Below are 20,602 nucleotides of genomic sequence, written 5' to 3'. Positions count from 1 at the left end.
GTGCAAACTCAGCGTGTCTCGACATCGCTCGACACGAACGGGGCTTGAAGGCCGGTCAGTCCGCGAACAGCAAAACCGGCGTTTCGATCAGCTTTTTCAGCGCCTGAACATAGCTTGCGGCGTCCCAGCCATCCACCACCCGATGATCGCAGCTGATCGACAGGTTCATCAGCTTCGCCCGGCGAATATCGTCGCCGTCGAACACCGGGCGCTCGACAATCTTGTTCGGGCCGATGATCGCGACCTCAGGCCGGTTGATCACCGGCGTCGTCGCGATACCGCCCAACGGCCCAAGCGATGTAATCGTCAGCGTCGATCCCGACAGTTCGTCCACCTTGGCCTTGCCGGTCCGCGCGGCTTCCGCCAAACGCCCGATTTCGCTGGCCAATTGCCACACATTCTTGTCCTGCGCGTCGCGGATCACCGGCACCATCAGCCCAGCGTCGGTCTGCGTCGCCATGCCCAGATGCACCGCGCCGTAGCGCGTCACGATCCCGGCTTCGTCGTCGTAGCGCGCGTTGATCATCGGGAACTGCGGAATCGTCCGACAGATCGCGACGATCAGGAAAGGTAACATCGTCAACTTTGGTCTCTGACCGCGGTTTGCGTTGAGATCAGCGCGCATGTCATCCAGCGCGGTGACGTCCATTTCCTCGACATAGGTGAAATGCGGGATCGCGCGCTTTGACGCCGCCATATTCTCGGCGATCTTGCGGCGCATGCCGATGATCTTGATCGGTTCGTCGGCGCGGGCGCGGCTGGCGCCGGGGCTCTGATAGCCTTGCCCGCCGCTATAACGCAGATATGCATCCAGATCGGCGTGGCGGATGCGGTCGCCGTCGGAGTGCACCTGACCCAGATCAACGCCCAGATCCTTGGCGCGAGCGCGGACGGCGGGTGACGCCAGCACCTTGGCATCATGCGCGGCCGCAACGGCACTCGAGGTGGGAATCGACGGCACTTCACGTGGCTGTGCCGCCGTTTGCGGCACCACAACGTCTGATGTTAACTCTGTAATCTTTGATTTGGATAAAGCTTTCGCGCCCGGCGTTTCAGCGATAATCTCGCTTTCGACCGCAGTATCAGCGGGCGGCGCATCGACATCGCCGTCAGCATCGGTCTCAATCACTGCCAGCGTCGATCCAATCGCGATCAAATCGCCGACCTCGCCCGCGAGTTCGACAACGATCCCCGACACCGGCGATTCCATCTCGACGGTCGCCTTGTCGGTCATCATATCGGCCAGCTGCGCGTCCTCCTCGACGCGCTCGCCGATCTTGACGTGCCACGCGACGATCTCGGCCTCGGCAATGCCCTCGCCGATATCGGGCAGGCGGAATGAATAGCGGGCCATGGGCGTCAGTCCTTCAGAATCTTGGTCAGCGCGGTCGCGATACGGACGGGACCAGGGAAATAGGCCCATTCCAGGCTATGCGGATAGGGGGTGTCGAATCCGGTGACACGCTCGACTGGGGCTTCAAGGTGGTAGAAGCAGCGTTCCTGTACTAATGCGGCCAGCTCGGCGCCAAATCCCGAAGTGCGCGTCGCCTCGTGGATGATCAGACAGCGCCCGGTTTTCTTGACCGATGTTTCAATCGCATCGATGTCGAGGGGAAGAAGTGTCCGTAGATCAATGATTTCTGCATCGATCTTCAATTCTTCTACAATTGTTTTGACGACGTGAACCATCGTGCCATAGGCGAGCACGGTCAGCGCCTCGCCCTCGCGAACCGTTGCCGCCTTGCCGAGTTCAATGCGGTAATAATCCTCGGGAACCGCGCTCGTCGCATGTTTCGACCACGGCTCGACCGGACGATCGTAATACCCGCTGAACGGACCGTTGTAGATGCGCTTTGGCTCCAGAAAGACAACGGGGTCGTTATCCTCGATCGCCGCGATCAGCAGGCCCTTTGCGTCATAAGGGTTTGAAGGAATGACGGTTTTCACGCCGCAGATGTGGGTCATGATGCTTTCGGGAGACTGGCTGTGCGTCTGGCCGCCGAAGATGCCGCCGCCGAACGGCGTGCGGACCGTCATCGGGCAGATGAAGTCGCCCGCCGAGCGATAGCGCAGCCGCGCAGCCTCGCTAACCAGCTGATCAAGCCCCGGATAAATATAGTCGGCGAACTGGATTTCGGGGACCGGGCGCAAACCATAAGCGCCCATCCCGACCGCAACGCCGATGATCCCGCATTCGTTGATCGGCGTGTCGAAAACCCGCGTCTTGCCATGCTTTTTCTGCAAGCCGGCGGTGGCGCGGAACACGCCGCCGAAGAAGCCGACGTCTTCGCCCATCACCACGACATTGCTGTCGCGAGCGAGCATGACGTCCATCGCACTGTTGATCGCCTCGATCATGTTCATTGTTTTGGTCTCGGCCATCATTCGGGCTTCCAGCCGGGACCGAACTTGGCCTCTTGCTCTGCGAGCATCTGCACACATTGTTCCTTCAGGTGCCAAGGCATCTCCTCGAACACGTCCTCGAACATCGTTTCGAACGGTTGGTGCATACCATGCCCCAAAATACCCAGCTTTTCCGATTGCTTCTGGGTCGTCTTTACCAATTCTTCGAGTTCGCGCTGCTGCGCCTCATGCCGCTCACTATCCCATTCGCCCAGCGTTTCGAGATGCCCGCGCAGCCGCGCGATCGGATCGCCGAAAGGCCAGATCGTCGGTTCTTCGGCGGGGCGATAGGCGGTCGGATCATCCGACGTGCTGTGCCCTTCGCTGCGATAGGTGAAATGCTCGATCAGCGTCGGGCCGTTGTTCGTGCGTGCGCGGTCCGCCGCCCACTGCGTCGCGGCATAGACCGCGAGCGGATCATTGCCGTCGATGCGCAGCCCGGCGATGCCATAGCCCACCGCCCTTGCGGCGAAGGTTGTGCGTTCGCCGCCGGCAAAGCCCGAAAAGCTGGAAATCGCCCACTGATTGTTGACGACATTAAAGATAACCGGAGCGTTATAGACCGTGGCGAAAGTGAGCGCCGAGTGAAAGTCGCCTTCGGCCGACGAGCCTTCGCCGCACCACACGGTCGCGATGCGGCTGTCGCCCTTTGACGCCGATGCCATCGCCCAGCCCACCGCTTGCGGATATTGCGTCGCCAGATTGCCCGAGACGCTGAAGAAACCATGCTCGGGCGCCGAATACATGATCGGCAGCTGGCGCCCCATCAGATGATCGCCGCGGTTCGAGTAAATCTGGTTCATCATCTGGATCAGCGGATAGTCGCGCGCGATCAAGATGCCCTGCTGGCGATAGCTGGGGAAACACATGTCGCCGCGATCGAGCGCCATGGTCGAGGCGACCGACGTCGCTTCTTCGCCGGTGCATTTCATATAAAAGCTGGTCTTGCCCTGCCGCTGGGCGCGGAACATGCGGTCGTCGAACGCGCGGACGAGCATCATGTAGCGGAGCATCGTGCGGAGTCGTTCGGGGGAGAGTTTGGGATCCCACTGGCCCTTCGCCTGGCCGTCGAAATCGAGCACACGAACGAGGCCATAACACAGGTCGCGCATTGCATCGGGCTTGGTCGCCTCCGATGGGCGCGGCGTCGCGTCAACGGCAGGAACGACGATATCGCCAAAGTCTGGCGTGTCGCCCGGACGATAGCGCGGTTCAGGTATATGAAGCGACAGCGGCGGCAGATTGCTCGCCGGGCGCCGATCCGATTCGGGCATATCGTCTTCCCAATGCGGCGCGAATCAGCGCCTAGTTATATTTCAGCGTGGCGACATATTATTTCGGTCGCCATACGAATGCAACGCTAGCGATCAGACCGCGACGGGTGCCGAAATATGCGCCTGCGGAGTGTAGGCCTCGACCGCGAAATCGTCGAACCGATAGCCGAAAATGCTGTCCGGACGCCGCAAAATCCGCAGTTTCGGCGCGCCGCCGGGAATTCGCCGCATTTGCTGTTCGACCAGATCGGCATGGTTCAGGTAAAGATGGACGTCGCCGCCGGTCCACACCAACTCATGGGCATGCAGACCGCACTGATCGGCGACCATGCGGGTCAGCAGCGCCGCTTCAAAGACGTTGAAGGCAAAGCCCAACCCCAGATCGCATGAGCGCTGGAACAGCAGGCACGAGAGCCCGCCATCGCTGCGGACATGAAATTGGTAGGTCATGTGGCACGGCGGCAGCGCCATGCGGTCCAAATCCGCAACGTTCCAGCCGGTAAAGATATGTCGCCGCGACCCGGGATTGTTCCGCAGCCCGTCGATCAACGCCGCAATCTGGTTATGTCCCTGCTCGGCGCGGCGAAAAAGCCCCTCGCCCGCCGGTTCGTAGCGCGGCCAGTTGACCCATTGATGGCCATAAACGGGGCCAAGATCGCCCCATTGGGCCGCGAAGGCGTCATCCGCGATGATCCGCGCCTCAAACTCCTCGGCGCTGATGGCCTCCCCCGTCGCCTTGCGATATTTTTCGAGCGGCCAGTCGGTCCATATCCGCACCCCCTGCGACACAAGCGCGCGGATATTGGTGTCACCGGTCAGGAACCACAGCAGTTCGCGCAGCGCGGTCTTCCAATAAACGCGCTTGGTCGTCAGCAGCGGGATCGTGTCGTCTGTCAGCGAGAATCGCATCGTCTCGCCGAACAGCGACCGCGTCCCGACTCCGGTGCGGTCGACACGCTCGTCGCCTTCGACCCAGATGCGACGCATCAGGTCGAGATATTGCAGTTCATAATGGATGGATTCAGGCAAGACTCACTCCCGGTTCTGTCGCTCTTTGCTAGGCCGCGCGCGCGATGGCGACAAGGGCGGAGCGGGTGCCCCGGACAGGCCCGCAGCGGGAAAGCCTCCAAAGCGGGGCAGTCGGTGATTGGCGAACGTCCGATCGCCGCGCATGGCCAGGGCCATGACCCTGCTCCAGCCTGTCGGCCAGACGCCCGATCCGCCGGTCGTGGACGGTTTCGTGCCGTGCGCCGCCGAGGACGACATCGCCGAGCACCTGCTTCGCCCGCATTTTGCGGCCGACCGCGAGAGCTTGCTGCTTGCCGGATTTGATGCGTTCGACCGGCTCGTTCACCTCGAACGGGCGGGCGGCGACGACGCCAGGCGCTGCTCCATTCCCCCGCGCTGCTGGCGCGCGCTGCTCGATCACGGCGTCGTGGCGGTATTGATGGCGCATAATCACCCGTCGGGCATCGCCCGGCCAAGTGACGCCGACATCGCCGCCACACGCGAAACCGCGCTTTTCCTGCGGATGATGGGCATCGAACTGATCGACCATCTGATTTTTGTGGCGAGCGGACATTTCAGCTTTCGAAGTGCCGAAATGTTGTAGCCGCGGCAATCCCGCGGAATGTGCCGATTGGCGCTTGAAGTTCGCAGATTGCGCGTCTAGAGGACCGCCCTGCCTTCGCGGCGACCCCGGTCGGCGCGCAGATCGGTCGGGGAGTAGCTCAGCCTGGTAGAGCACTGTCTTCGGGAGGCAGGGGCCGGAGGTTCGAATCCTCTCTCCCCGACCAATTTCTTCGCATATTGCAGATTCTGCACCGTCGCTTCTTGTAAGTCGGCCAACAACATCCTAGATTTGTTTTACGCCGCCGTGGTTTTCCCCCTTTCCACCGCGGTCAGTGCTCCGTCTTTTGGCGCGAGCGCGTCCTCCCTGGACCCTGGCCACCTCGTACTTCGGTACGGGGTGGTTTTTTATTCGGCGGCCTGGACGATGGCGTCGGGCGCGGGGCGCGCTTGTCCGGCGGTGTGCACCAGATCGGCAAACCAGCGCGCCATTGATGCCGCTCTGGCGCTGTCGGGTAGACGATCGGCGCCCAGATAGAGACGACGGTCGATCTCGATCTGCACCGCATGAACCGCCTGCCCGGGATTGCCATGTGTGCGAATGATGTGGCCGCCGGCATAGGGCTGGTTGCGCGTGACCGGTTCACCCAGGCGCTCCGCCGCCGTCAGCACCAGATCAACCAGCCAGCCCCCCGACGTGACGCCAAAATGATCACCGACAACGATCCGCGCGCCATGGCCCGGCTGCCCGATCGGAATCGATGGCATCGAATGAAGATCGAGCAGAATCGCATAACCGAACCGGTCGCGCGCCGCCGCCAACGCATCGGCCAGTGCCGCATGATAGGGCCGGTGAAAGGAGTCGAGCCGCCATTGCATCGCCGCCTGATCGATCGGCTGTTTCCACAGCGGCCCGCAATCCGCCAACCGCGTCGGCACGACGCCCAGCCCCGCGCGTTCCTTGCGTCCCGGCGCCGAAAATTGCGCGCGCAGCGGCATCGCGACCTCGCCCGGCGCCATCTGCCCCTCGCCGCGATTGCAGTCCGCGACAGCTCGCGCCCACAGCGCCTGCAGCACGGTGGCGCCCGCATCGACCGCGCCCACTGCGATCAGATCGCACCAGCGATCCTCGAGTCGTTCCAGATCGGCGAGCCCGACGCGCGCCGCCGCCAATATTTCGGGCGGATACAGCCGCCCCGCGTGCGGCACCGACACGACCACCGGGCCGATCGCCGCAGGCCGGTTGACGGCAATGGCGGCGGGCAGGATGGTGCTGGATCGCATGGATCATCGGTGGCAAAAAAAGCGCGATGAATCCAGCACTGCCAAGTCAATTTGTTAAATCTCTGACGCTATGGCGGATACGGCATTAAGGATGCGACCGACCGAAATTGAACAGATTCGGCCGCATCGAAGGACCAGGGGACAGATTTCAGCATGATTCGTATTCTTCTGGCCGAGGATGATGACGTGATGCGCGAGTATCTCGCGCGCGCGCTGACCAGCGCCGGTTATCATGTCACCGCGGTCGATCGCGGCACCGCAGCGGTGCCCTATATCGATTCGGGAACCTTCGACCTGCTGCTATCCGACATCGTGATGCCCGAAATGGACGGGATCGAGCTGGCTCAGCACACCGCCAAGGTCGCCCCGCAAACGCAGGTCATGTTCATCACCGGCTTTGCCGCCGTATCGCTGCGCGCCGAAGAGAATGTGCCGCAGGCGAAACTGCTATCAAAGCCGTTCCACCTGAAGGATCTGGTGCGCGAGGTCGACAATCTGTTCGGCCGCGCCGACCGGTCAAGCCAACAATAACGACATCATCGGGCGCGAAGGGCTTGCCAAGCGTGGCCGGGGATATTAGGGGGCCGTCACCCCAAGGGATGGGCGTGTAGCTCAGTGGTAGAGCACTGTGTTGACATCGCAGGGGTCGCAAGTTCAATCCTTGCCACGCCCACCATTAAAAACGCCGCCACCCAGCCGGGTTGGCGGCGTTTTTGCTTTCCGGTTCGGTCTGGACCGTAGCCCTGAGCCTGTCGAAGGGCGCTTATCCGAGAAGCGCCCTTCGACAGGCTCAGGGCTACGGCAATTTTCAAGCCATCCCGCGCGCCAGATCGCCGCGCGACGCATCGCCAACCTGGCTGCCACCGTCACAATCCAGGATCGTGCCGGTGATATAACCCGCGGCGGGTGAGCACAGGAACACTGCCGATTCGGCGACCTCTTTAATTTCGCCCCACCGCTTCATCGCGATCCGGTCGAAATGCGACTGGCGCGTTGCGGCATCGGGCGCCAGCCGCGCCATGCCCTCGGTCCCCGCAATCGGCCCCGGCGAGATGCCATTGACCCGCACCTCCGGCCCCCATTCGAGCGCCAGCACCCGGATCAGCTGGTTGATCCCGGCTTTTGCGGCGCAGGCATGAGCCTGGAGCGCCGAGGCGTTGACCGCCTGGCCCGCCGTGATCGCGACCAAGGACGCGCCGGGACGATTGAGCAGATCGTGGCAGCCGCGGAACACGTTGAACGTACCATTGAGGTCGATGTCGACAACCGTGCGAAACGCATTCGCCGACATGCCCAGCGCCGGGGCCAGAAAATTGCCCGCCGCGCCCGAAATCACGATGTCCATCGGCCCCAGCTGATCGGCGACCTGCTCCATCGCGCCGCGAATCGCTGCATAATCGCGCACGTCGGCCGACAGCCCGATCGCGTCGGCGCCGATCGCGGCAGCAGCGCGCGCGGCCTTTTCGGGATCACGCCCTGCAACCGCTACCTTCGCACCCAGTTCCGCAAAGCGTTTGGCGATGCCCAGGTTGATGCCGCTGGTGCCCCCGGCGACGAAAGCCGTTTTGCCCACGAGCAAATTATCGCGAAATGTCGTCATCCTGCTTCTCTCCCTTGCTTCCTTTATCGGCGTCACCCGCATCCACCGCCATTGTGCATAATGCGGGGTTGACGGATGGCGATCAGTCGCCTTTTGAAACTGGAACAGACAGCAAGGACGAACCGATGGCAAGTGCCGGCCTCACCTCGAACGCTTTCATCTCGCAGCGGCTGAAGCTGCACTATGTCGATTGGGGCAATCGCGGCGCGCCGCCGCTGCTGCTGGTTCATGGTGGCCGCGATCATTGCCGCAACTGGGACTGGGTCGCCGACAAGCTGCGCGATCGCTATCATATCATTGCCCCGGATCTGCGCGGTCATGGCGACAGCGCGTGGTCTCCCGATGGGAATTACGCGATGGATGGCTTTGTCTATGACCTTGCGCAGTTGATCCATCAGCTCGATCTGGGGCCGATCAGCATCGTCGCCCATTCGATGGGGGGCAATATCGCACTGCGTTATACCGGCCTGTATCCCGAAAATGTCCGCAAGCTGGTCGCGATCGAAGGGCTTGGTCCGTCGCCCAAGATCATCGCCGAACGCGCCACAAAACCTTATGCCGAACGGTTCCGCAAATGGATCGACGACAAGCGTCAGGCTGCCGGGCGCACTCCGCGCCGCTATGCGACGCTCGACGACGCGCTGGCCCGGATGATGAGCGAGAATGCCTATCTGACCGAAGCGCAGGCGCGCCACCTGACCATCCATGGCATCAGCCGCAACGAGGATGGCACTTGGAGCTGGAAGTTCGACAATTATCTGAATGTCTGGCCCGCCTTCGACATGCCGCAGGACGATATTGCGGCGCTGTGGGGCGCGATCACCTGCCCCACGCTGCTGCTTTACGGTGCGAACAGCTGGGCATCGAACCCCGAACGCGACGGGCGCCTCGCGGCGTTCAATACGGCCAAGGTGATCGAGTTCGAAAACGCCGGTCACTGGCTGCACCACGACCAGTTCGACCGGTTCATGTCCACGCTAGACGATTTCCTGTAAATCGGCCGCCGTTGGTGCGCGACGGCGCGCGCTTGGGGCAGCGGATGGCATATAACGGACAGATTTCCAGACGTCAGCGGCTTGCGTCGGGCAGCGGCGCTGTGCTTGCCGTCGTGGCGGTCGGCTTTGGGCTTGCCAGCGGGCTCGACATCGAGGTCGTTCGCAAGGCTAGCCAGGCGATCGCGGCGATCGCCATCCCGGCGCCACCGCCCCCCGAACCGGCGGTGCCGCAAACCCCGGCCAGCGACAAAGCAAGCGGCGCAGCATCTGCGGCGAACAAACATGCCAAAGCAGCGCCTGTTGTCGCCCCGAAAGCCAAACTTCCTCCGATCGTGCCGCCGATTGCGGCCGCGCCCAAGCCCGGCACGGCCAACGAGGCCTCGGCGGGCGCGACGCCCAACCCCGGCCCGGGATCGGGCGCCAGCGGGCGCGGCGACGGCACCGGGTCGGGCGGTTCAGGCAGCGGCACCGGCGGCGGCAGCAAAGCGCAGTGGCAGAGCGGCACGATCCGCGACCGCGACTATCCCGCCGCCGCCAGCAGGGCGCGCATCGGCGGCGAGGTCGAGGTTCGCTTCACGATCCAGCCGACGGGCCGCGTCACCGGATGCCGCGTGAGCCGTTCGAGCGGCGATGATGCGCTGGACACTACGACGTGCCGCCTGATCGAAGAGCGTTTCCGCTTCAAGCCGGCGACCAACACCGCGGGGCAAGCCGTCGCGAGCGCCTATGGTTGGCGCCAAAGCTGGTGGCTCGAACCAAGGCGCTGAGGGTCATCTGCCCCAGCGCGAAAGTAGCCGTTGCGCGACAAACTGACACATAGATGCGAATGTTTCGCAATATACGTTGACTCTGCGATCAATTCTCAATAGCGGGCGCCCCGAGCCAATCAAAACAGGGGTTAAACCGTGAAGCCATCGACATCCGCGTCCTTCCTTGCCCTCTCCTGCGTCGGCAGCCTGATTAGCGCCCCCGCCTTCGCCACCGAAGCAGGTGCCGAAGGACAGGACGCGCCCGGCAGCCGCGGCGATATCGTTGTGTCCGGAACGCTGGCGACGGAGGTGGAATCGCCCAAATCGACGGCGCCGATCGTCGATACGCCGCAGACGGTCACCGTCGTGTCGCAGGAGCAGCTCCGCCAACAGAATTTGCTGACCCTTCGCGATGCACTGTCGACGATCCCCGGCATCACCTTTGGCGCCGGCGAAGGCGGCGGCGGCTATGGCGATGCGATCAACCTGCGTGGCTATTCGGCGAACAATGACCTGACCGTCGATGGCGTCCGCGACGCCGCCCAATACAGCCGCACCGACCCCTTCAATCTGCAACAGATCGAAGTCTACAACGGGGCCAACTCGGTGTTCAACGGATCGGGCAGCGTCGGCGGCACGATCAACCTGGTCAGCAAAATCCCGTTCGCGCGCAACGCCACCACCGTGCAGGCCGCGGTCGGCACCGACAATTACTACCGCGCCTCGGTCGACAGCAACTGGCGCGTCAGCGACCTGATCGCGGTGCGCCTGAACGCGATGTATCACGAAAATGACGTCCCCGGCCGCGACGTCGAAAACTTCAAGCGTTGGGGCGTCGCACCTTCGATCACGATCGGCGTCGATAGCGAGACCAGCCTGACGCTCGCCTATGTCCATCAGGATGATGACAACACCCCGATTTTTGGCGTTCCCTTTTATCTGAGCACTGTCAACGACGGCCCGCTCGCGGGGGTCGATGACAGCGACTATTTCGGCATCGTCAATCTCGACAAACAAACGACCAAGGTCGATCGCCTGACCGCGACCTTCCGTCACGCGTTCAACGACGATGTGTCGATCCGCAACCTGACCCGCTGGCAGCGCGTCGGTGCCTACACCCAGACCAGCGCCCCTCAGGGTGTGTTCTGCCTCGCTAGCGGGCTTCAGCCGATCGGTTCCGGCCCGAATTCGACCGTCGGCATCGCCTGCCCCGCGGGCCAGAATGTCCCGGGCACCTATTATCAGAGCGGCCCGCGCGGGTTTGTCCGCGACCAGGTCAACGATATGCTGCACAACCAGACCGATCTGACGGTCGTGACCGGCGAAACGGGCGGCACCCGCAACACGCTTGTTGTCGGCGCCTCCTTCTCGCGCGAAGATTATGAAATCACCACCGGGTCGCTGCTGCGTAACCCCAACGGCTCGGCCGTCACTCCGCTGGCCCCGATCAGCCTGTCGAACCCGAACACCGTCTATAACGGCCCGATCAACTTCACCGTGACCGCACGGTCAAAGGGCTACAGCCGTAATGCCGCCATCTACGCGTTCGACACGCTCGAAATCGGCAGCATGTTCGAATTGAACGCGGGCATCCGTTACGAAAGCAACCGCGCCGAGTTCCGCAACATCCCGCTGACCTTTGTTCCGCCGGGAACCACGGCACTGACGGCGGCGCAACAAGCCCGGCAGGTCAGCGACGAGAATCTGTTCTCGTACCGCGTTGGCGCGGTGTTCCATCCGGTCGAGAATGTCAGCCTCTACGCCGCTTATGGCAATGCCAAGACCCCGTCGTCGGCGACCGTTCGCCTCGGCTGCGGCGTCATCCCCGCAACGCCCGGCGCCGCCGACCCCTGCGCGGTGGCCCCCGAAAAGGCGCGGACCTACGAAATCGGTGCCAAAGCCGAGTTGATGGACAAGAAGCTGCTGCTGACCGCCGCACTATTCCGCAACGAACGCAGCAATTTCCGCACCCCGTCGAACGACCCGTCGCTGCCCAATTCGTTGCAGGTGCTCGACGGCGAATCGCGCGTCGATGGTGTCGCGCTGGGCGTGACCGGCAACGTGACCCCCGAATGGGCGATCTTTGCCAACTACACCTATCTCGACAGCGAAGTGCGGCAGAGCGTTTCGGACTTCTGTCTGCGTTCCCCCGCATCCACCGGCTGCGGCAACAGCGCCGCGCTTGTCGACCCGCAGGCTGGGGACCGGTTGATCCAGACCCCGAAACATTCGGGCAGCCTGTTCACCACCTATGCCTTCCCGTTCGGGCTGCAGGTCGGTTACGGCCTGACCTATCAGGGCAAGTTCGCCACCAACCAGCGCAACCTGCTTCAGCGGACTCAGTTCATGGTCGATGATTATCTGATCCACCGCGCCTTTGTGTCCTATGATTTCAAGAACGGCCTGGTCGCGCAGCTCAACGTCACCAACCTGACGAATGAGGATTATTACACCGGCGTCCGAAACAATGTGAACGCCACGACCGGCGCCGTCTCGGGCGGCTGGGCGACCCCCGGCGACGCGCGTTCGGCGGTGTTCAGCCTCTTCTACAACTTCTGATCGAATGGGCGGGCGCGGCGATTGCCGTTCCCGCCCGTTTCAGCCTAGAAGCGGCCCATGATCCGGATCATTCCCGATGTGCTCGACGCTGATGGTGTCGCCAAGCTCCGCGCTATCCTTGACGGCGCCGAATGGATCGACGGCAACGAGACATCGGGGCCGCAAGCGGCGCTGGCGAAGCGCAATCAGCAACTGCCAGAGTTTGGCGAAGCCGCCGCCGAAGCCGGACGCTTGGTGCTCGATGCATTGGGGCGCAGCCCGCTGTTCATCGCTGCGGCGTTGCCGCTCAAAATCTATCCGCCCTATTTCAACCGCTACAGCGGGGGCGAGAATTTCGGCGACCATATCGACAATGCCATCCGCATGCGCCGCGGCACCGAATTCCGGATGCGTAGCGACCTTTCGGCCACGCTCTTTCTCGCCGATCCCGACAGCTACGAGGGTGGCGGGCTGGTCGTGGAGGGGTTTAGCGAAGCCCCAGGCATCAAGCTGCCCGCTGGCCATATGGTCCTTTATCCATCGACGACGGTCCACCGCGTCGAACCGTTGACCGCGGGCACCCGCGTCGCCAGCTTTATGTGGATCCAGTCGATGATCCGCGATCAGGGCCAGCGCAACTTGCTGTTCGACCTCGACATGGGAGTACAGAGCGCCGCCACCGCGCTGGGCCAGGGCGATGCGGCGGTGGTTCGCCTGACCGGCGTCTATCATAACCTGCTGCGCCGCTGGGCCGACAGCTAATCGAGCATCGCGCGCCAGCCGCGCGACACATATTCGCGGTCCCCAGCAATCACACAGGCCGCCAAATCCTGCGCGTCGGCCAGCGCAATTGCCGCCGCGGGGCCACGCACGGTCAGCGCCGTCGCCCAACCGTCGGCCATCATGCAGCTGCGGTGCAATACGGTCACCGACGACACCGCATGGACGATCGGCCGCCCGGTGCGCGGATCGAAACTGTGCGAATAATGCTGGCCGTCAACGGTGAAGCCGCGGCGATAATTGCCCGATGTCGCCGCTGCCATATCATGCAGCGCGATCCGGTAAGGCGCCACCGCAGACGTGGGCGGCATCTCGACATCGACCCACCACGGTTGGCCGTCGGGACGTATCCCCTCGCCGCGCAACTCGCCGCCCACCTCAAGCAGGAAGTGACGGACGCCGCTGGCCAACAGCCATTCGGCGGCAAGATCGACGGCATAACCCTTGGCGATGCCCGACAAATCCAGGAACGCGCCCGCCCCGCGCCGGATTCGGCGCGTATCAGGGTCGACATCGATCCTACGTTTGCCGCCATCGGCCGCGTCGGGGACGCGATCGACCGGACCGCTGGCGCCGAAGCCCCAACGGTCGGTCAGTGCACCCAGACATGGATCGAACGCGCCGTCGCTCGCGCGTCCGATAGCCAGCGCCGCATCGACGACATGGGTCAGTTCGGCAGGCAGTTCGCGCCACACATCGGGCGCGTCGCGGTTGAAGCGCGACAGGTCGGACTGCGCCTCCCACTGGCTCATCTGCGCGACGACAAGGTCCAACGCCGCCTGCACCCCCACAGCGACCGATTGCGGCGCCGCGACCGCTTGCAGCGACCAGTCCGTCCCCATCGTCTCGCCGGCGAAGGTCGTGATGGCTGCCCCCGGGTCGCGCGCGGCAAAGGCGGCCGGCGTCAGCGCCCGGGGGATCAGGATGCGGTCGCTCAGGGTGCCAGCACCTCGAGCGTCGTGACATAGCTTGCGCGCCGTGCCAGCGGCGGCGGGGCGCCCTCGCCGTCCTCGCTCTCGACCTGCGGGGTCGTGACGTTCAGCCAATACATGCCCGGTTCGGCCCAGCTCACCTCGACCTTGCCGTCGGGGCCAGTGGTCAGGTCCATCTGGCCCAGCTCGTCGCGATAGCGGATGCCGCCGTGGATCACCGTAACCGGCAGCCCAGCCGTCGGCTTGCCGTCGAACAGGAATTGAAAGGTCGCCGTCTCGCCCGCGATCAGATCATTGGGATGGGTCACCGGCACCAGCTCGATGCCCTTGCCCACCGGCTTGAACAGCGTCGTCGTCGGCTCGCCCACCGTCACGAAAATCTCGTTGCGGTTGTTCGCTTCGGCGGTCTTCACATTGGTCGCGCCCGCGGGGACGCGTTCGGCGAGGTTGGCGGCGGTCGTGCCGCGCGGCAGGCGCTCGGTCTTGCCGTTCAGGTCGTAGCTGCCCATCAGCATGTCGGCGACCGACGCGATCCGCCAAGTGCCCTTCTGCGTCAGATGGACATCAAAGGTGCTGCGATAGCGCCCCGTCGATTTATTCTCGATGGCCGCCTCGGTGCCGTCGGGCGCCCAGGCCTTCATAGCGTCGAGCCGCAGCGGCTGATGCTCGAAATAGAACAGGTCGTTCGACACCGCGGCATCGACCGTCACCCACACATCGTCGCCCGACACCACGGTCGATGACGGCATCATCCACTGGCGATGCGCGCTGGCCGGAACCGCCACCAACGCCGTCAGCGCGGCGCCCGCCACGAAACCCCAAAATCGCTTGTTCATCACTATGCCCTTTCGTGTTTAGCGGAAGGAAACCGAAACGGCCCCCAGTTCAGTCTTGCCCGCGGCGCGTCCGCCAGCCCCGGCCTTAGTCGGCCAGCTGAACGGAATACGCAGCAATTCGCGGCCGCCGACCTCGCGCGCGGCTTCGATCACCAGCGTGTATTGGCCCGGCGCTCCGGCACCGAGTTGGGCGCGCGAGAAAACGACCTTGTGCGCCCCCGGCGCGCGGGTGGCGCCGGTGATGCCATTGGCGGGAAAGGTCAGCGAGCGGCCCGACACGCGCCACCACTGACGCACATCGCGGAGCCATTTCGTCCCCTCATTCGCTTTCATGTCATGGTCGTACCAGACCGCGACCGTCTTCGCCTTCGCACCCGCCTTTTCGACCCAAATCGCGACATAGGGCTTGTGATATTCGGCAACCTTGAGCCGCGGAATGTTGATCGTCACGTCCATCGTGCCAGGGTCGGCGGCTAGCACGGGGGTGGCAAAGGCGGCGCCCAGCCCGACGGTCGAACCCAGCACAAGCACGCGGGTGGAAAGCTGCATCACGAAACTCCCTAATGAATGAAAACGACGGCGATCGCGGCGGGGATCGCCAGCCCCAGACCGACAAGCGGCCAAGTGCTTTTGCGCTTCGCCGAATGAAGCTGAAGCAGGAACAGCCCGGTGATCGCAAAGACCAGACAAGCGAATGAGAAAATGTCGATGAACAGGCTCCACTCGCCGCCCGAATTGCGGCCCTTGTGAAGATCGTTGAGGTAGGAAATCCAGCCGCGGCTGGTGACTTCGCTGGTTACCGCGCCGGTCGTCAGGTCGATCGCGACCCAGGCATCGCCGCCGGGCCGCGGCGCGGGCAGATAGACCTCACCCGCCGACCATTCGGCCTCGTTCGACGCTTTGACGGGGAAGGTCTGCTCGACCCAATCGGCAACCGGTTCGGGCAGCGGCGCCTTGGCGTCGGCGGGGACGGCGGCGGTCAGCTGGGCGAGCAACGCCAGCGGCAGCTCAGCTGATTTTTCGGTGACGACCGGCGACGCTTCGATGTCGGCGGCATGGTTCAGCGTGAAACCGGTGATCGCGAACAGCAACAGCCCTAGCAGGCAGACGGCCGAGCTCATCCAGTGCCACATGTGCAGCTGTTTCAGCCAAAAGGCTTTCCGGCTTTTCTTGATCGCCGGGCGCGAGGGGTTGGGTGCATGCATTGCGGGGTTCTGACAAGGAATGATGCAGCGGCATTATCGAGAACGATTCGCAATTACAATAATTATTGCAGCACTGCAGCGATTTGGCGGCCGCAGTATAAACGCCAAAAGCCCTTGGCTCAGCGCGCCCCGAAGGGCTGGATCGACGAAAACAGAATAAGTGGCGGAGACGGAGGGATTCGAACCCTCGGTGCCGCATTCACAGCACGACGGTTTAGCAAACCGTTGGTTTCAGCCACTCACCCACGTCTCCGCATGGTCTGTCGCGCTAACGACAGTTGGCCTAGGCGGGTCGCTATAGCCATGCACCTCGCGCCCCGCAACGCCAAAGATTGTGCAATATTTAGCGGCGATCTGGGATTTTGCCGTGCAATCGATTCGGTCTGGCGCAAAATCGACTCGGGTCATCGCCGGTTCATTGCCCGGCGGCCAAAGCGAGTCATGATTGACAATGGTTTCGCCGTGCATGTGCCGGTCGAATTTTGGGGGTCCGTTATGCCGAAAACTTTCACCAGCCTTGCCTTGGCGACCCTGGCCTCGCTCGGCCTCGCCCTGTCGCCGCTGCCCGCGGCGGCGCAGATGCGCGAGATCGATCCGAACACGACAATCGATGCCGACATCGACAACCCAGCCCCGCCTGCACCGGCACCGACCGACGAAGTGATCGACTATAACAGCGATCTGGCAACTGGCGACCAGCAGACGAGCGACGTCGCGGTCGACAGCACCGCCGCAAGCGGCGACGTGACCGCCGCCACGGTCGCCGTGAATGACGGCTCGACCTATAAACAGGACGACCTGATCGGCGCCGCTGAGGGTGTGTTCGGCAAAGGCGCGCAGGGTCTGGCCGGATTGATCGAGGACATTCTGAAAAAACAGGGTGAGCCCAACGCCTATATCGTTGGCCGCGAGGCTGGCGGCGCGCTCGTCCTGGGCGTGCGTTACGGCTCGGGGACGCTGCATCACAAGATCGAGGGCGAATTGCCCGCTTACTGGACCGGTCCGTCGATCGGTTTTGACGCCGGCGCCAACGCAGGCAACACCTTTGTCCTGGTGTATAATCTATTCGACAGCGAAGAGCTCTACAAACGCTACCCCGCCGGAGAAGGCGCAGCCTATCTGCTCGGCGGGTTCAATGCCAGCTACCTGCGCCGCGGCGATGTCGTGCTGATCCCGATCCGTGTCGGGGTTGGCGCCCGGCTCGGCGCCAACGTCGGCTACATGAAGTTCCGCAAGAAGCAGAATTGGGTGCCGTTCTGACGGTCCGGCAAACTTGACCGAAACAATGGCCCGCGCTTCAGCGCGGGCCTTTTTGTTTGCGCGGCGTAAAAGGGTGGTCGTCAGCTAGCGACCGATTGCGGACGTTCCGCATTTCTTGACTTCGTCATCCCCGCGAAAGCGGGGACCCAGAGCGTGCTTCGGCGGGCCTGTCCCTGGGTTCCCGCTTTCGCGGGAATGACGAGCGTGGAGAATATCCGCTCCCCACCCCAAAGCCGACGTGCGCCTCCAAAAAAAAGGCCTTTCCTACATCATTCGATTGTGCCAGCCTTCATTCGGCCCTCACTTATGGAGGATCAAATCGTCGCTCGCAGGGGCGATGGGCGGTTCGCCTCGGGGCGCCTCCAGCAGAGCAGCGGGTCCACGACGCGGCGCACACAAGGCTGAACTTTCCTGAACTTTGGATCAGGTGACGAACGACCGCTCCCCAACCAACAGCGGCCTAGTCGCCGTCAAAGGCGATCAACGTCTCACACTGCAATCCCGCCGCCGCCAGCCGTTGCGAGCCGCCCAGATCGGGCAAGTCGATAACGAACAGCGCCGCCGCGACCTCCGCCCCGACGCTCCGCATCAGATCCGTCGCCGCGAGGATCGTGCCGCCAGTGGCGAGCAGATCGTCGACCAGGATGACGCGGTGTCCGGGCAGCACGGCACCTTCGTGCAGTTCGAGCCGGTCGATGCCATATTCGAGTTCATAATCGACCCCGATGGTAACACCGGGCAGCTTACCCGCCTTGCGCACGGGCACCAGGCCGAGCCCCATCGCAGTTGCCATCGCCGCGCCGAACAGGAAACCGCGCGCCTCCACCGCGACAATGAAGTCGGGGCGATGGACGGCGGCGAGCGCGCTCAATCGGCGCACGCTTTCGGCAAAACCTGCCGCGTCGCCGATCAGCGACGTGATGTCGCGAAACCGGATACCCGGTTTCGGAAAGTCGGGGATAGTGCGGACCAGCGACGCCAGGTCGAGGTCGGGTTGGGGCGGGAGGGCGATCATGCGGTCAAAATCGCCCTTCCCTTATGCCTCAATGCTTCTTGTCGGCCCAGATATTGCGGTACGACAGATAGGCCAGAACCGTGAAGATCAGCAGGAAGAAGAACACGGCCCAACCGACCTGCACCCGCTTCACCAGCTTCGGCTCGGCGGTCCAGACGAGGAACGCGGTCACGTCCTTGGCCATCTGGTCGACGCTGGCCTTGGTGCCATCGGCATAGGTGACCTGATTGTCGGTCAGCGGCTTCGCCATCGCGAGGTTCAGGTTCGGGAAATAGGGGTTGTAGTGCAGCCCGGTGCCCGGCTTCAATTCGGCGGGCAGGTTGGTCGGCGGGTTCTGATAGCCGGTCAGCAGCGAATAGACATAATCCTTGCCGCCTTCGCGCGCCTTGGTGATCAGCGACAGGTCGGGCGGGATCGCATTGTTGTTCGCCGCCCGTGCCGCAACGTCGTTGGCGTACGGCGCCGGGAAATGATCCGACGACAGGCCATCGCGCGTGGCGACTTCGCCAGTGTCGGGATTGACCGACGGAACCTGGAAACCCTTGGCAAAGGTTTTCACCTGGCCTTCGGTATAGCCCAGATCCTGAATATTGCGAAATGCGACGAGGTTCAGGCTGTGGCAGGCCGAGCAGACCTCCTTGTACACCTGCATCCCGCGCTGCAACTGCGCCTGATCCCAATGCGGCACCAAGCCGTCGCTGGCCAGCTTCAGATGGCGGGGATGCTTGACGAAGGAATAAGCGACATTGGGTTCATTCTTGAGCGGTGTCGTGAAGATCGCGAGCACCAGCGCGGTAATGAAACCGAGGCCGACGAGAAATCCGAGCGGGCGAACCATGGCTGTATCAGCTCCTGTTAAAGTCTGGCGCTCAGGCCGTGGCCGCCGACTTGTCGTCGGCATGCTTTGCAAGGACCGCTTCGGTGATCGAATTCGGCATCGGCAACGGACGTTCGATCCGCGAGACGATGGGAAGAATGACCAGGAAGTGGGCGAAGTAATAGATCGCGCCAAGCTGGCTGAGGATCACCCAAGGCTGTTCGGCGGGCTGCATCCCGCACCAGCCGAGGAGCAGCACGTCAGCGACGAGCACCCAGAAGAACCAGCGGTACAGCGGGCGATAGGTCGATGACTTCACCGGCGAGCTGTCGAGCCAAGGCAGGAAGAACAGCAGCGCGATCGACGCGAACATCGCGATGACGCCCCACAGCTTCGCATCGATCCACAGGAAGTTGAAGGTGAAGGCCTTCAAGATCGCGTAGAACGGCAGGAAATACCATTCGGGCACGATATGCGCCGGGGTCGAGAGCGAGTTCGCCGGAATATAGTTATCGGCGTGGCCCAACATATTCGGGCTGAAGAAGGTCAGCGCGACGAACACCAGCAGAAATACACCAAGTCCGAAGCCGTCCTTTGCGGTGTAATAGGGGTGGAACGGGACGGTGTCCTGTTCATCCTTCACTTCGATGCCCGTCGGGTTGTTCGAACCCGGAATGTGCAGCGCCCAGATGTGCAGGATGATCACACCCAGGATCACGAACGGCAGCAGATAGTGCAGCGAGAAGAAGCGGTTGAGCGTCGCATTGTCGGGGACGAAGCCGCCGAGCAGCCACTGGCGCACGGGTTCGCCGACGATCGGGATCGCCGAGAAGAAGCCAGTGATCACCTGCGCGCCCCAGAAGCTCATCTGGCCCCACGGCAGCACATAACCCATGAAGGCGGTCGCCATCATCAAGAGGAAGATCACGACGCCGAGCAGCCACACCATTTCGCGCGGCGCCTTGTACGAACCGTAATAAAGCCCGCGGAAGATGTGCAGATAAACGACGATGAAGAACATGCTCGCGCCGTTCATGTGCGCATAGCGGATGAACCAGCCGGCGTTGACGTCGCGCATGATATGCTCGACCGAATTGAACGCGACCCCGACGTTGGCGGCATAATGCATCGCCAGCACGATGCCGGTGATGATCTGGATCATCAGCGCGGCGCCGGCGAGGACGCCAAAGTTCCAGAAATAGTTGAGATTGCGAGGGACGGGATAGCCGGGACCGGTGGCGTTATACACCAGACGCGGAATCGGCAGCTTCTCGTCCATCCACTTCATCAGCGGATGCTTCGGCTCATAGGGTTTGGCCCAGGGAAAGCTCATCTTATCTCGCTC

20 protein-coding genes and 3 tRNA genes are annotated in these 20,602 nt (G+C 63.0%); 9 read left to right on the top strand and 14 right to left on the bottom strand.

Going from position 1 to position 20,602, the window contains the following annotated elements:
* Nucleotides 1-55: 55 nt before the first annotated feature.
* The 4 genes from J2X44_RS09640 to thyA all read right to left on the bottom strand — a co-directional run bounded on the left by J2X44_RS09640 (nt 56) and on the right by thyA (nt 4,706).
* Nucleotides 56-1,354: a dihydrolipoamide acetyltransferase family protein gene (locus tag J2X44_RS09640; RefSeq protein ID WP_310089307.1), complete on the bottom strand. Its 1,299-nt coding sequence runs from the start codon at nt 1,352-1,354 to the stop codon at nt 56-58.
* A 5-nt stretch (nt 1,355-1,359) separates the two neighbouring features.
* The gene (locus J2X44_RS09635) at nt 1,360-2,385 is read right to left on the bottom strand and encodes an alpha-ketoacid dehydrogenase subunit beta (RefSeq protein WP_310089305.1); all 1,026 of its coding nucleotides are present in this window, start codon (nt 2,383-2,385) and stop codon (nt 1,360-1,362) included.
* Complete coding sequence (locus J2X44_RS09630) at nt 2,382-3,677, bottom strand: thiamine pyrophosphate-dependent enzyme (RefSeq protein WP_310089303.1); 1,296 nt, start codon at nt 3,675-3,677, stop codon at nt 2,382-2,384. Before J2X44_RS09630 ends, J2X44_RS09635 begins: the two co-directional genes overlap by 4 nt.
* Before the next feature lie 93 nt (nt 3,678-3,770).
* Complete coding sequence (gene thyA / locus J2X44_RS09625; protein ID WP_310089301.1) at nt 3,771-4,706, bottom strand: thymidylate synthase; 936 nt, start codon at nt 4,704-4,706, stop codon at nt 3,771-3,773.
* A 154-nt stretch (nt 4,707-4,860) separates the two neighbouring features.
* Here thyA and J2X44_RS09620 point away from each other — a divergent pair, with 154 nt between their 5' ends.
* Both J2X44_RS09620 and J2X44_RS09615 read left to right on the top strand, forming a co-directional pair.
* The gene (locus tag J2X44_RS09620; RefSeq protein ID WP_310089299.1) at nt 4,861-5,289 is read left to right on the top strand and encodes a JAB domain-containing protein; all 429 of its coding nucleotides are present in this window, start codon (nt 4,861-4,863) and stop codon (nt 5,287-5,289) included.
* A gap of 107 nt (nt 5,290-5,396) precedes the next feature.
* Nucleotides 5,397-5,473, top strand: a tRNA-Pro gene (locus J2X44_RS09615).
* A gap of 181 nt (nt 5,474-5,654) precedes the next feature.
* Here the strand turns inward: J2X44_RS09615 and J2X44_RS09610 are convergent.
* Nucleotides 5,655-6,530, bottom strand: a complete 876-nt coding sequence (locus tag J2X44_RS09610; protein ID WP_310089296.1) for an N-formylglutamate amidohydrolase — start codon at nt 6,528-6,530, stop codon at nt 5,655-5,657.
* A 153-nt stretch (nt 6,531-6,683) separates the two neighbouring features.
* Here J2X44_RS09610 and cpdR point away from each other — a divergent pair, with 153 nt between their 5' ends.
* Together cpdR and J2X44_RS09600 are read left to right on the top strand one after the other, a co-directional pair.
* Nucleotides 6,684-7,061, top strand: a complete 378-nt coding sequence (gene cpdR, locus J2X44_RS09605) for a cell cycle two-component system response regulator CpdR (protein WP_088442230.1) — start codon at nt 6,684-6,686, stop codon at nt 7,059-7,061.
* 70 nt (nt 7,062-7,131) lie between these two features.
* Nucleotides 7,132-7,206: transfer RNA gene (locus tag J2X44_RS09600), tRNA-Val, on the top strand.
* 132 nt (nt 7,207-7,338) lie between these two features.
* On the opposite strand, the gene J2X44_RS09595 is transcribed toward J2X44_RS09600, so the two are convergent.
* Nucleotides 7,339-8,130 (bottom strand): SDR family oxidoreductase, encoded by a 792-nt coding sequence (locus J2X44_RS09595; protein ID WP_310089290.1) that lies wholly within the window; start codon nt 8,128-8,130, stop codon nt 7,339-7,341.
* A 125-nt stretch (nt 8,131-8,255) separates the two neighbouring features.
* Between J2X44_RS09595 and J2X44_RS09590 the strand changes: the two genes are divergently transcribed.
* The 4 genes from J2X44_RS09590 (at nt 8,256) to J2X44_RS09575 (ending at nt 13,174) form a co-directional block, all read left to right on the top strand.
* Entirely contained in the window at nt 8,256-9,125 is an 870-nt protein-coding gene (locus tag J2X44_RS09590; protein WP_310089288.1) for an alpha/beta hydrolase, read from the top strand.
* Nucleotides 9,126-9,169: 44 nt separating this feature from the next.
* On the top strand, nt 9,170-9,892 hold the full coding sequence (locus tag J2X44_RS09585) for a TonB family protein (protein ID WP_310089286.1): 723 nt from the start codon (nt 9,170-9,172) through the stop codon (nt 9,890-9,892).
* Between the two features lie 138 nt (nt 9,893-10,030).
* Nucleotides 10,031-12,433 carry a TonB-dependent receptor domain-containing protein gene (locus J2X44_RS09580; RefSeq protein WP_310089284.1) on the top strand — a complete coding sequence of 801 codons (2,403 nt, stop codon included), beginning with the start codon at nt 10,031-10,033 and terminating at the stop codon, nt 12,431-12,433.
* 57 nt (nt 12,434-12,490) lie between these two features.
* A complete protein-coding gene (locus tag J2X44_RS09575; RefSeq protein ID WP_310089282.1) occupies nt 12,491-13,174 on the top strand; it encodes a Fe2+-dependent dioxygenase in 684 nt (227 codons plus the stop codon).
* Here the strand turns inward: J2X44_RS09575 and J2X44_RS09570 are convergent.
* From J2X44_RS09570 to J2X44_RS09550, 5 genes are all read right to left on the bottom strand, one after another.
* Entirely contained in the window at nt 13,171-14,034 is an 864-nt protein-coding gene (locus J2X44_RS09570) for an FAD:protein FMN transferase (protein WP_310089280.1), read from the bottom strand. The two genes, J2X44_RS09575 and J2X44_RS09570, sit on opposite strands and share 4 nt — an antisense overlap.
* A 92-nt stretch (nt 14,035-14,126) precedes the next feature.
* On the bottom strand, nt 14,127-14,960 hold the full coding sequence (locus tag J2X44_RS09565; RefSeq protein ID WP_310089279.1) for a DUF4198 domain-containing protein: 834 nt from the start codon (nt 14,958-14,960) through the stop codon (nt 14,127-14,129).
* An 18-nt stretch (nt 14,961-14,978) separates the two neighbouring features.
* Nucleotides 14,979-15,509 carry a DUF2271 domain-containing protein gene (locus J2X44_RS09560; RefSeq protein ID WP_310089278.1) on the bottom strand — a complete coding sequence of 177 codons (531 nt, stop codon included), beginning with the start codon at nt 15,507-15,509 and terminating at the stop codon, nt 14,979-14,981.
* Between the two features lie 11 nt (nt 15,510-15,520).
* Complete coding sequence (locus tag J2X44_RS09555) at nt 15,521-16,165, bottom strand: PepSY-associated TM helix domain-containing protein (protein ID WP_310089277.1); 645 nt, start codon at nt 16,163-16,165, stop codon at nt 15,521-15,523.
* Nucleotides 16,166-16,326: 161 nt separating this feature from the next.
* Nucleotides 16,327-16,418, bottom strand: a tRNA-Ser gene (locus J2X44_RS09550).
* A gap of 242 nt (nt 16,419-16,660) precedes the next feature.
* Here J2X44_RS09550 and J2X44_RS09545 point away from each other — a divergent pair.
* Nucleotides 16,661-17,425, top strand: coding sequence for a DUF1134 domain-containing protein (locus J2X44_RS09545; RefSeq protein ID WP_310089276.1), 765 nt, complete (start codon nt 16,661-16,663; stop codon nt 17,423-17,425).
* Nucleotides 17,426-17,885: 460 nt separating this feature from the next.
* Here the strand turns inward: J2X44_RS09545 and J2X44_RS09540 are convergent, their stop codons facing one another.
* From J2X44_RS09540 to J2X44_RS09530, 3 genes are read right to left on the bottom strand one after another with little or no spacing between them, the layout of a single operon-like run.
* Nucleotides 17,886-18,440 carry an adenine phosphoribosyltransferase gene (locus tag J2X44_RS09540; protein WP_310089275.1) on the bottom strand — a complete coding sequence of 185 codons (555 nt, stop codon included), beginning with the start codon at nt 18,438-18,440 and terminating at the stop codon, nt 17,886-17,888.
* Nucleotides 18,441-18,468: 28 nt separating this feature from the next.
* On the bottom strand, nt 18,469-19,278 hold the full coding sequence (locus tag J2X44_RS09535; RefSeq protein WP_310089274.1) for a cytochrome c1: 810 nt from the start codon (nt 19,276-19,278) through the stop codon (nt 18,469-18,471).
* Between the two features lie 31 nt (nt 19,279-19,309).
* The gene (locus J2X44_RS09530; protein ID WP_310089273.1) at nt 19,310-20,590 is read right to left on the bottom strand and encodes a cytochrome b/b6; all 1,281 of its coding nucleotides are present in this window, start codon (nt 20,588-20,590) and stop codon (nt 19,310-19,312) included.
* Between the last annotated feature and the right edge of the window lie 12 nt (nt 20,591-20,602).

It is taken from the genome of Sphingopyxis sp. BE259 (assembly GCF_031457495.1).
GTDB lineage: Bacteria > Pseudomonadota > Alphaproteobacteria > Sphingomonadales > Sphingomonadaceae > Sphingopyxis.
The sequence above is the reverse complement of the archived record's forward strand: the minus strand, read 5'-3'. Positions and strand labels throughout refer to the sequence as shown.

What these genes read in the sequence shown, in the direction of transcription:
- J2X44_RS09555 (WP_310089277.1), bottom strand. Translation starts at nt 16,165, where the DNA reads ATGCATGCACCCAACCCCTCGCGCCCGGCGATCAAGAAAAGCCGGAAA.
- J2X44_RS09630 (WP_310089303.1), bottom strand. Translation starts at nt 3,677, where the DNA reads ATGCCCGAATCGGATCGGCGCCCGGCGAGCAATCTGCCGCCGCTGTCG.
- J2X44_RS09530 (WP_310089273.1), bottom strand. Translation starts at nt 20,590, where the DNA reads ATGAGCTTTCCCTGGGCCAAACCCTATGAGCCGAAGCATCCGCTGATG.
- J2X44_RS09565 (WP_310089279.1), bottom strand. Translation starts at nt 14,960, where the DNA reads ATGAACAAGCGATTTTGGGGTTTCGTGGCGGGCGCCGCGCTGACGGCG.
- J2X44_RS09590 (WP_310089288.1), top strand. Translation starts at nt 8,256, where the DNA reads ATGGCAAGTGCCGGCCTCACCTCGAACGCTTTCATCTCGCAGCGGCTG.
- J2X44_RS09540 (WP_310089275.1), bottom strand. Translation starts at nt 18,440, where the DNA reads ATGATCGCCCTCCCGCCCCAACCCGACCTCGACCTGGCGTCGCTGGTC.
- J2X44_RS09595 (WP_310089290.1), bottom strand. Translation starts at nt 8,130, where the DNA reads ATGACGACATTTCGCGATAATTTGCTCGTGGGCAAAACGGCTTTCGTC.
- J2X44_RS09535 (WP_310089274.1), bottom strand. Translation starts at nt 19,278, where the DNA reads ATGGTTCGCCCGCTCGGATTTCTCGTCGGCCTCGGTTTCATTACCGCG.
- J2X44_RS09610 (WP_310089296.1), bottom strand. Translation starts at nt 6,530, where the DNA reads ATGCGATCCAGCACCATCCTGCCCGCCGCCATTGCCGTCAACCGGCCT.
- J2X44_RS09635 (WP_310089305.1), bottom strand. Translation starts at nt 2,385, where the DNA reads ATGATGGCCGAGACCAAAACAATGAACATGATCGAGGCGATCAACAGT.
- J2X44_RS09545 (WP_310089276.1), top strand. Translation starts at nt 16,661, where the DNA reads ATGCCGAAAACTTTCACCAGCCTTGCCTTGGCGACCCTGGCCTCGCTC.
- J2X44_RS09560 (WP_310089278.1), bottom strand. Translation starts at nt 15,509, where the DNA reads ATGCAGCTTTCCACCCGCGTGCTTGTGCTGGGTTCGACCGTCGGGCTG.
- J2X44_RS09585 (WP_310089286.1), top strand. Translation starts at nt 9,170, where the DNA reads ATGGCATATAACGGACAGATTTCCAGACGTCAGCGGCTTGCGTCGGGC.
- J2X44_RS09620 (WP_310089299.1), top strand. Translation starts at nt 4,861, where the DNA reads ATGACCCTGCTCCAGCCTGTCGGCCAGACGCCCGATCCGCCGGTCGTG.
- cpdR (WP_088442230.1), top strand. Translation starts at nt 6,684, where the DNA reads ATGATTCGTATTCTTCTGGCCGAGGATGATGACGTGATGCGCGAGTAT.
- J2X44_RS09640 (WP_310089307.1), bottom strand. Translation starts at nt 1,354, where the DNA reads ATGGCCCGCTATTCATTCCGCCTGCCCGATATCGGCGAGGGCATTGCC.
- J2X44_RS09575 (WP_310089282.1), top strand. Translation starts at nt 12,491, where the DNA reads ATGATCCGGATCATTCCCGATGTGCTCGACGCTGATGGTGTCGCCAAG.
- J2X44_RS09570 (WP_310089280.1), bottom strand. Translation starts at nt 14,034, where the DNA reads ATGGGGACGGACTGGTCGCTGCAAGCGGTCGCGGCGCCGCAATCGGTC.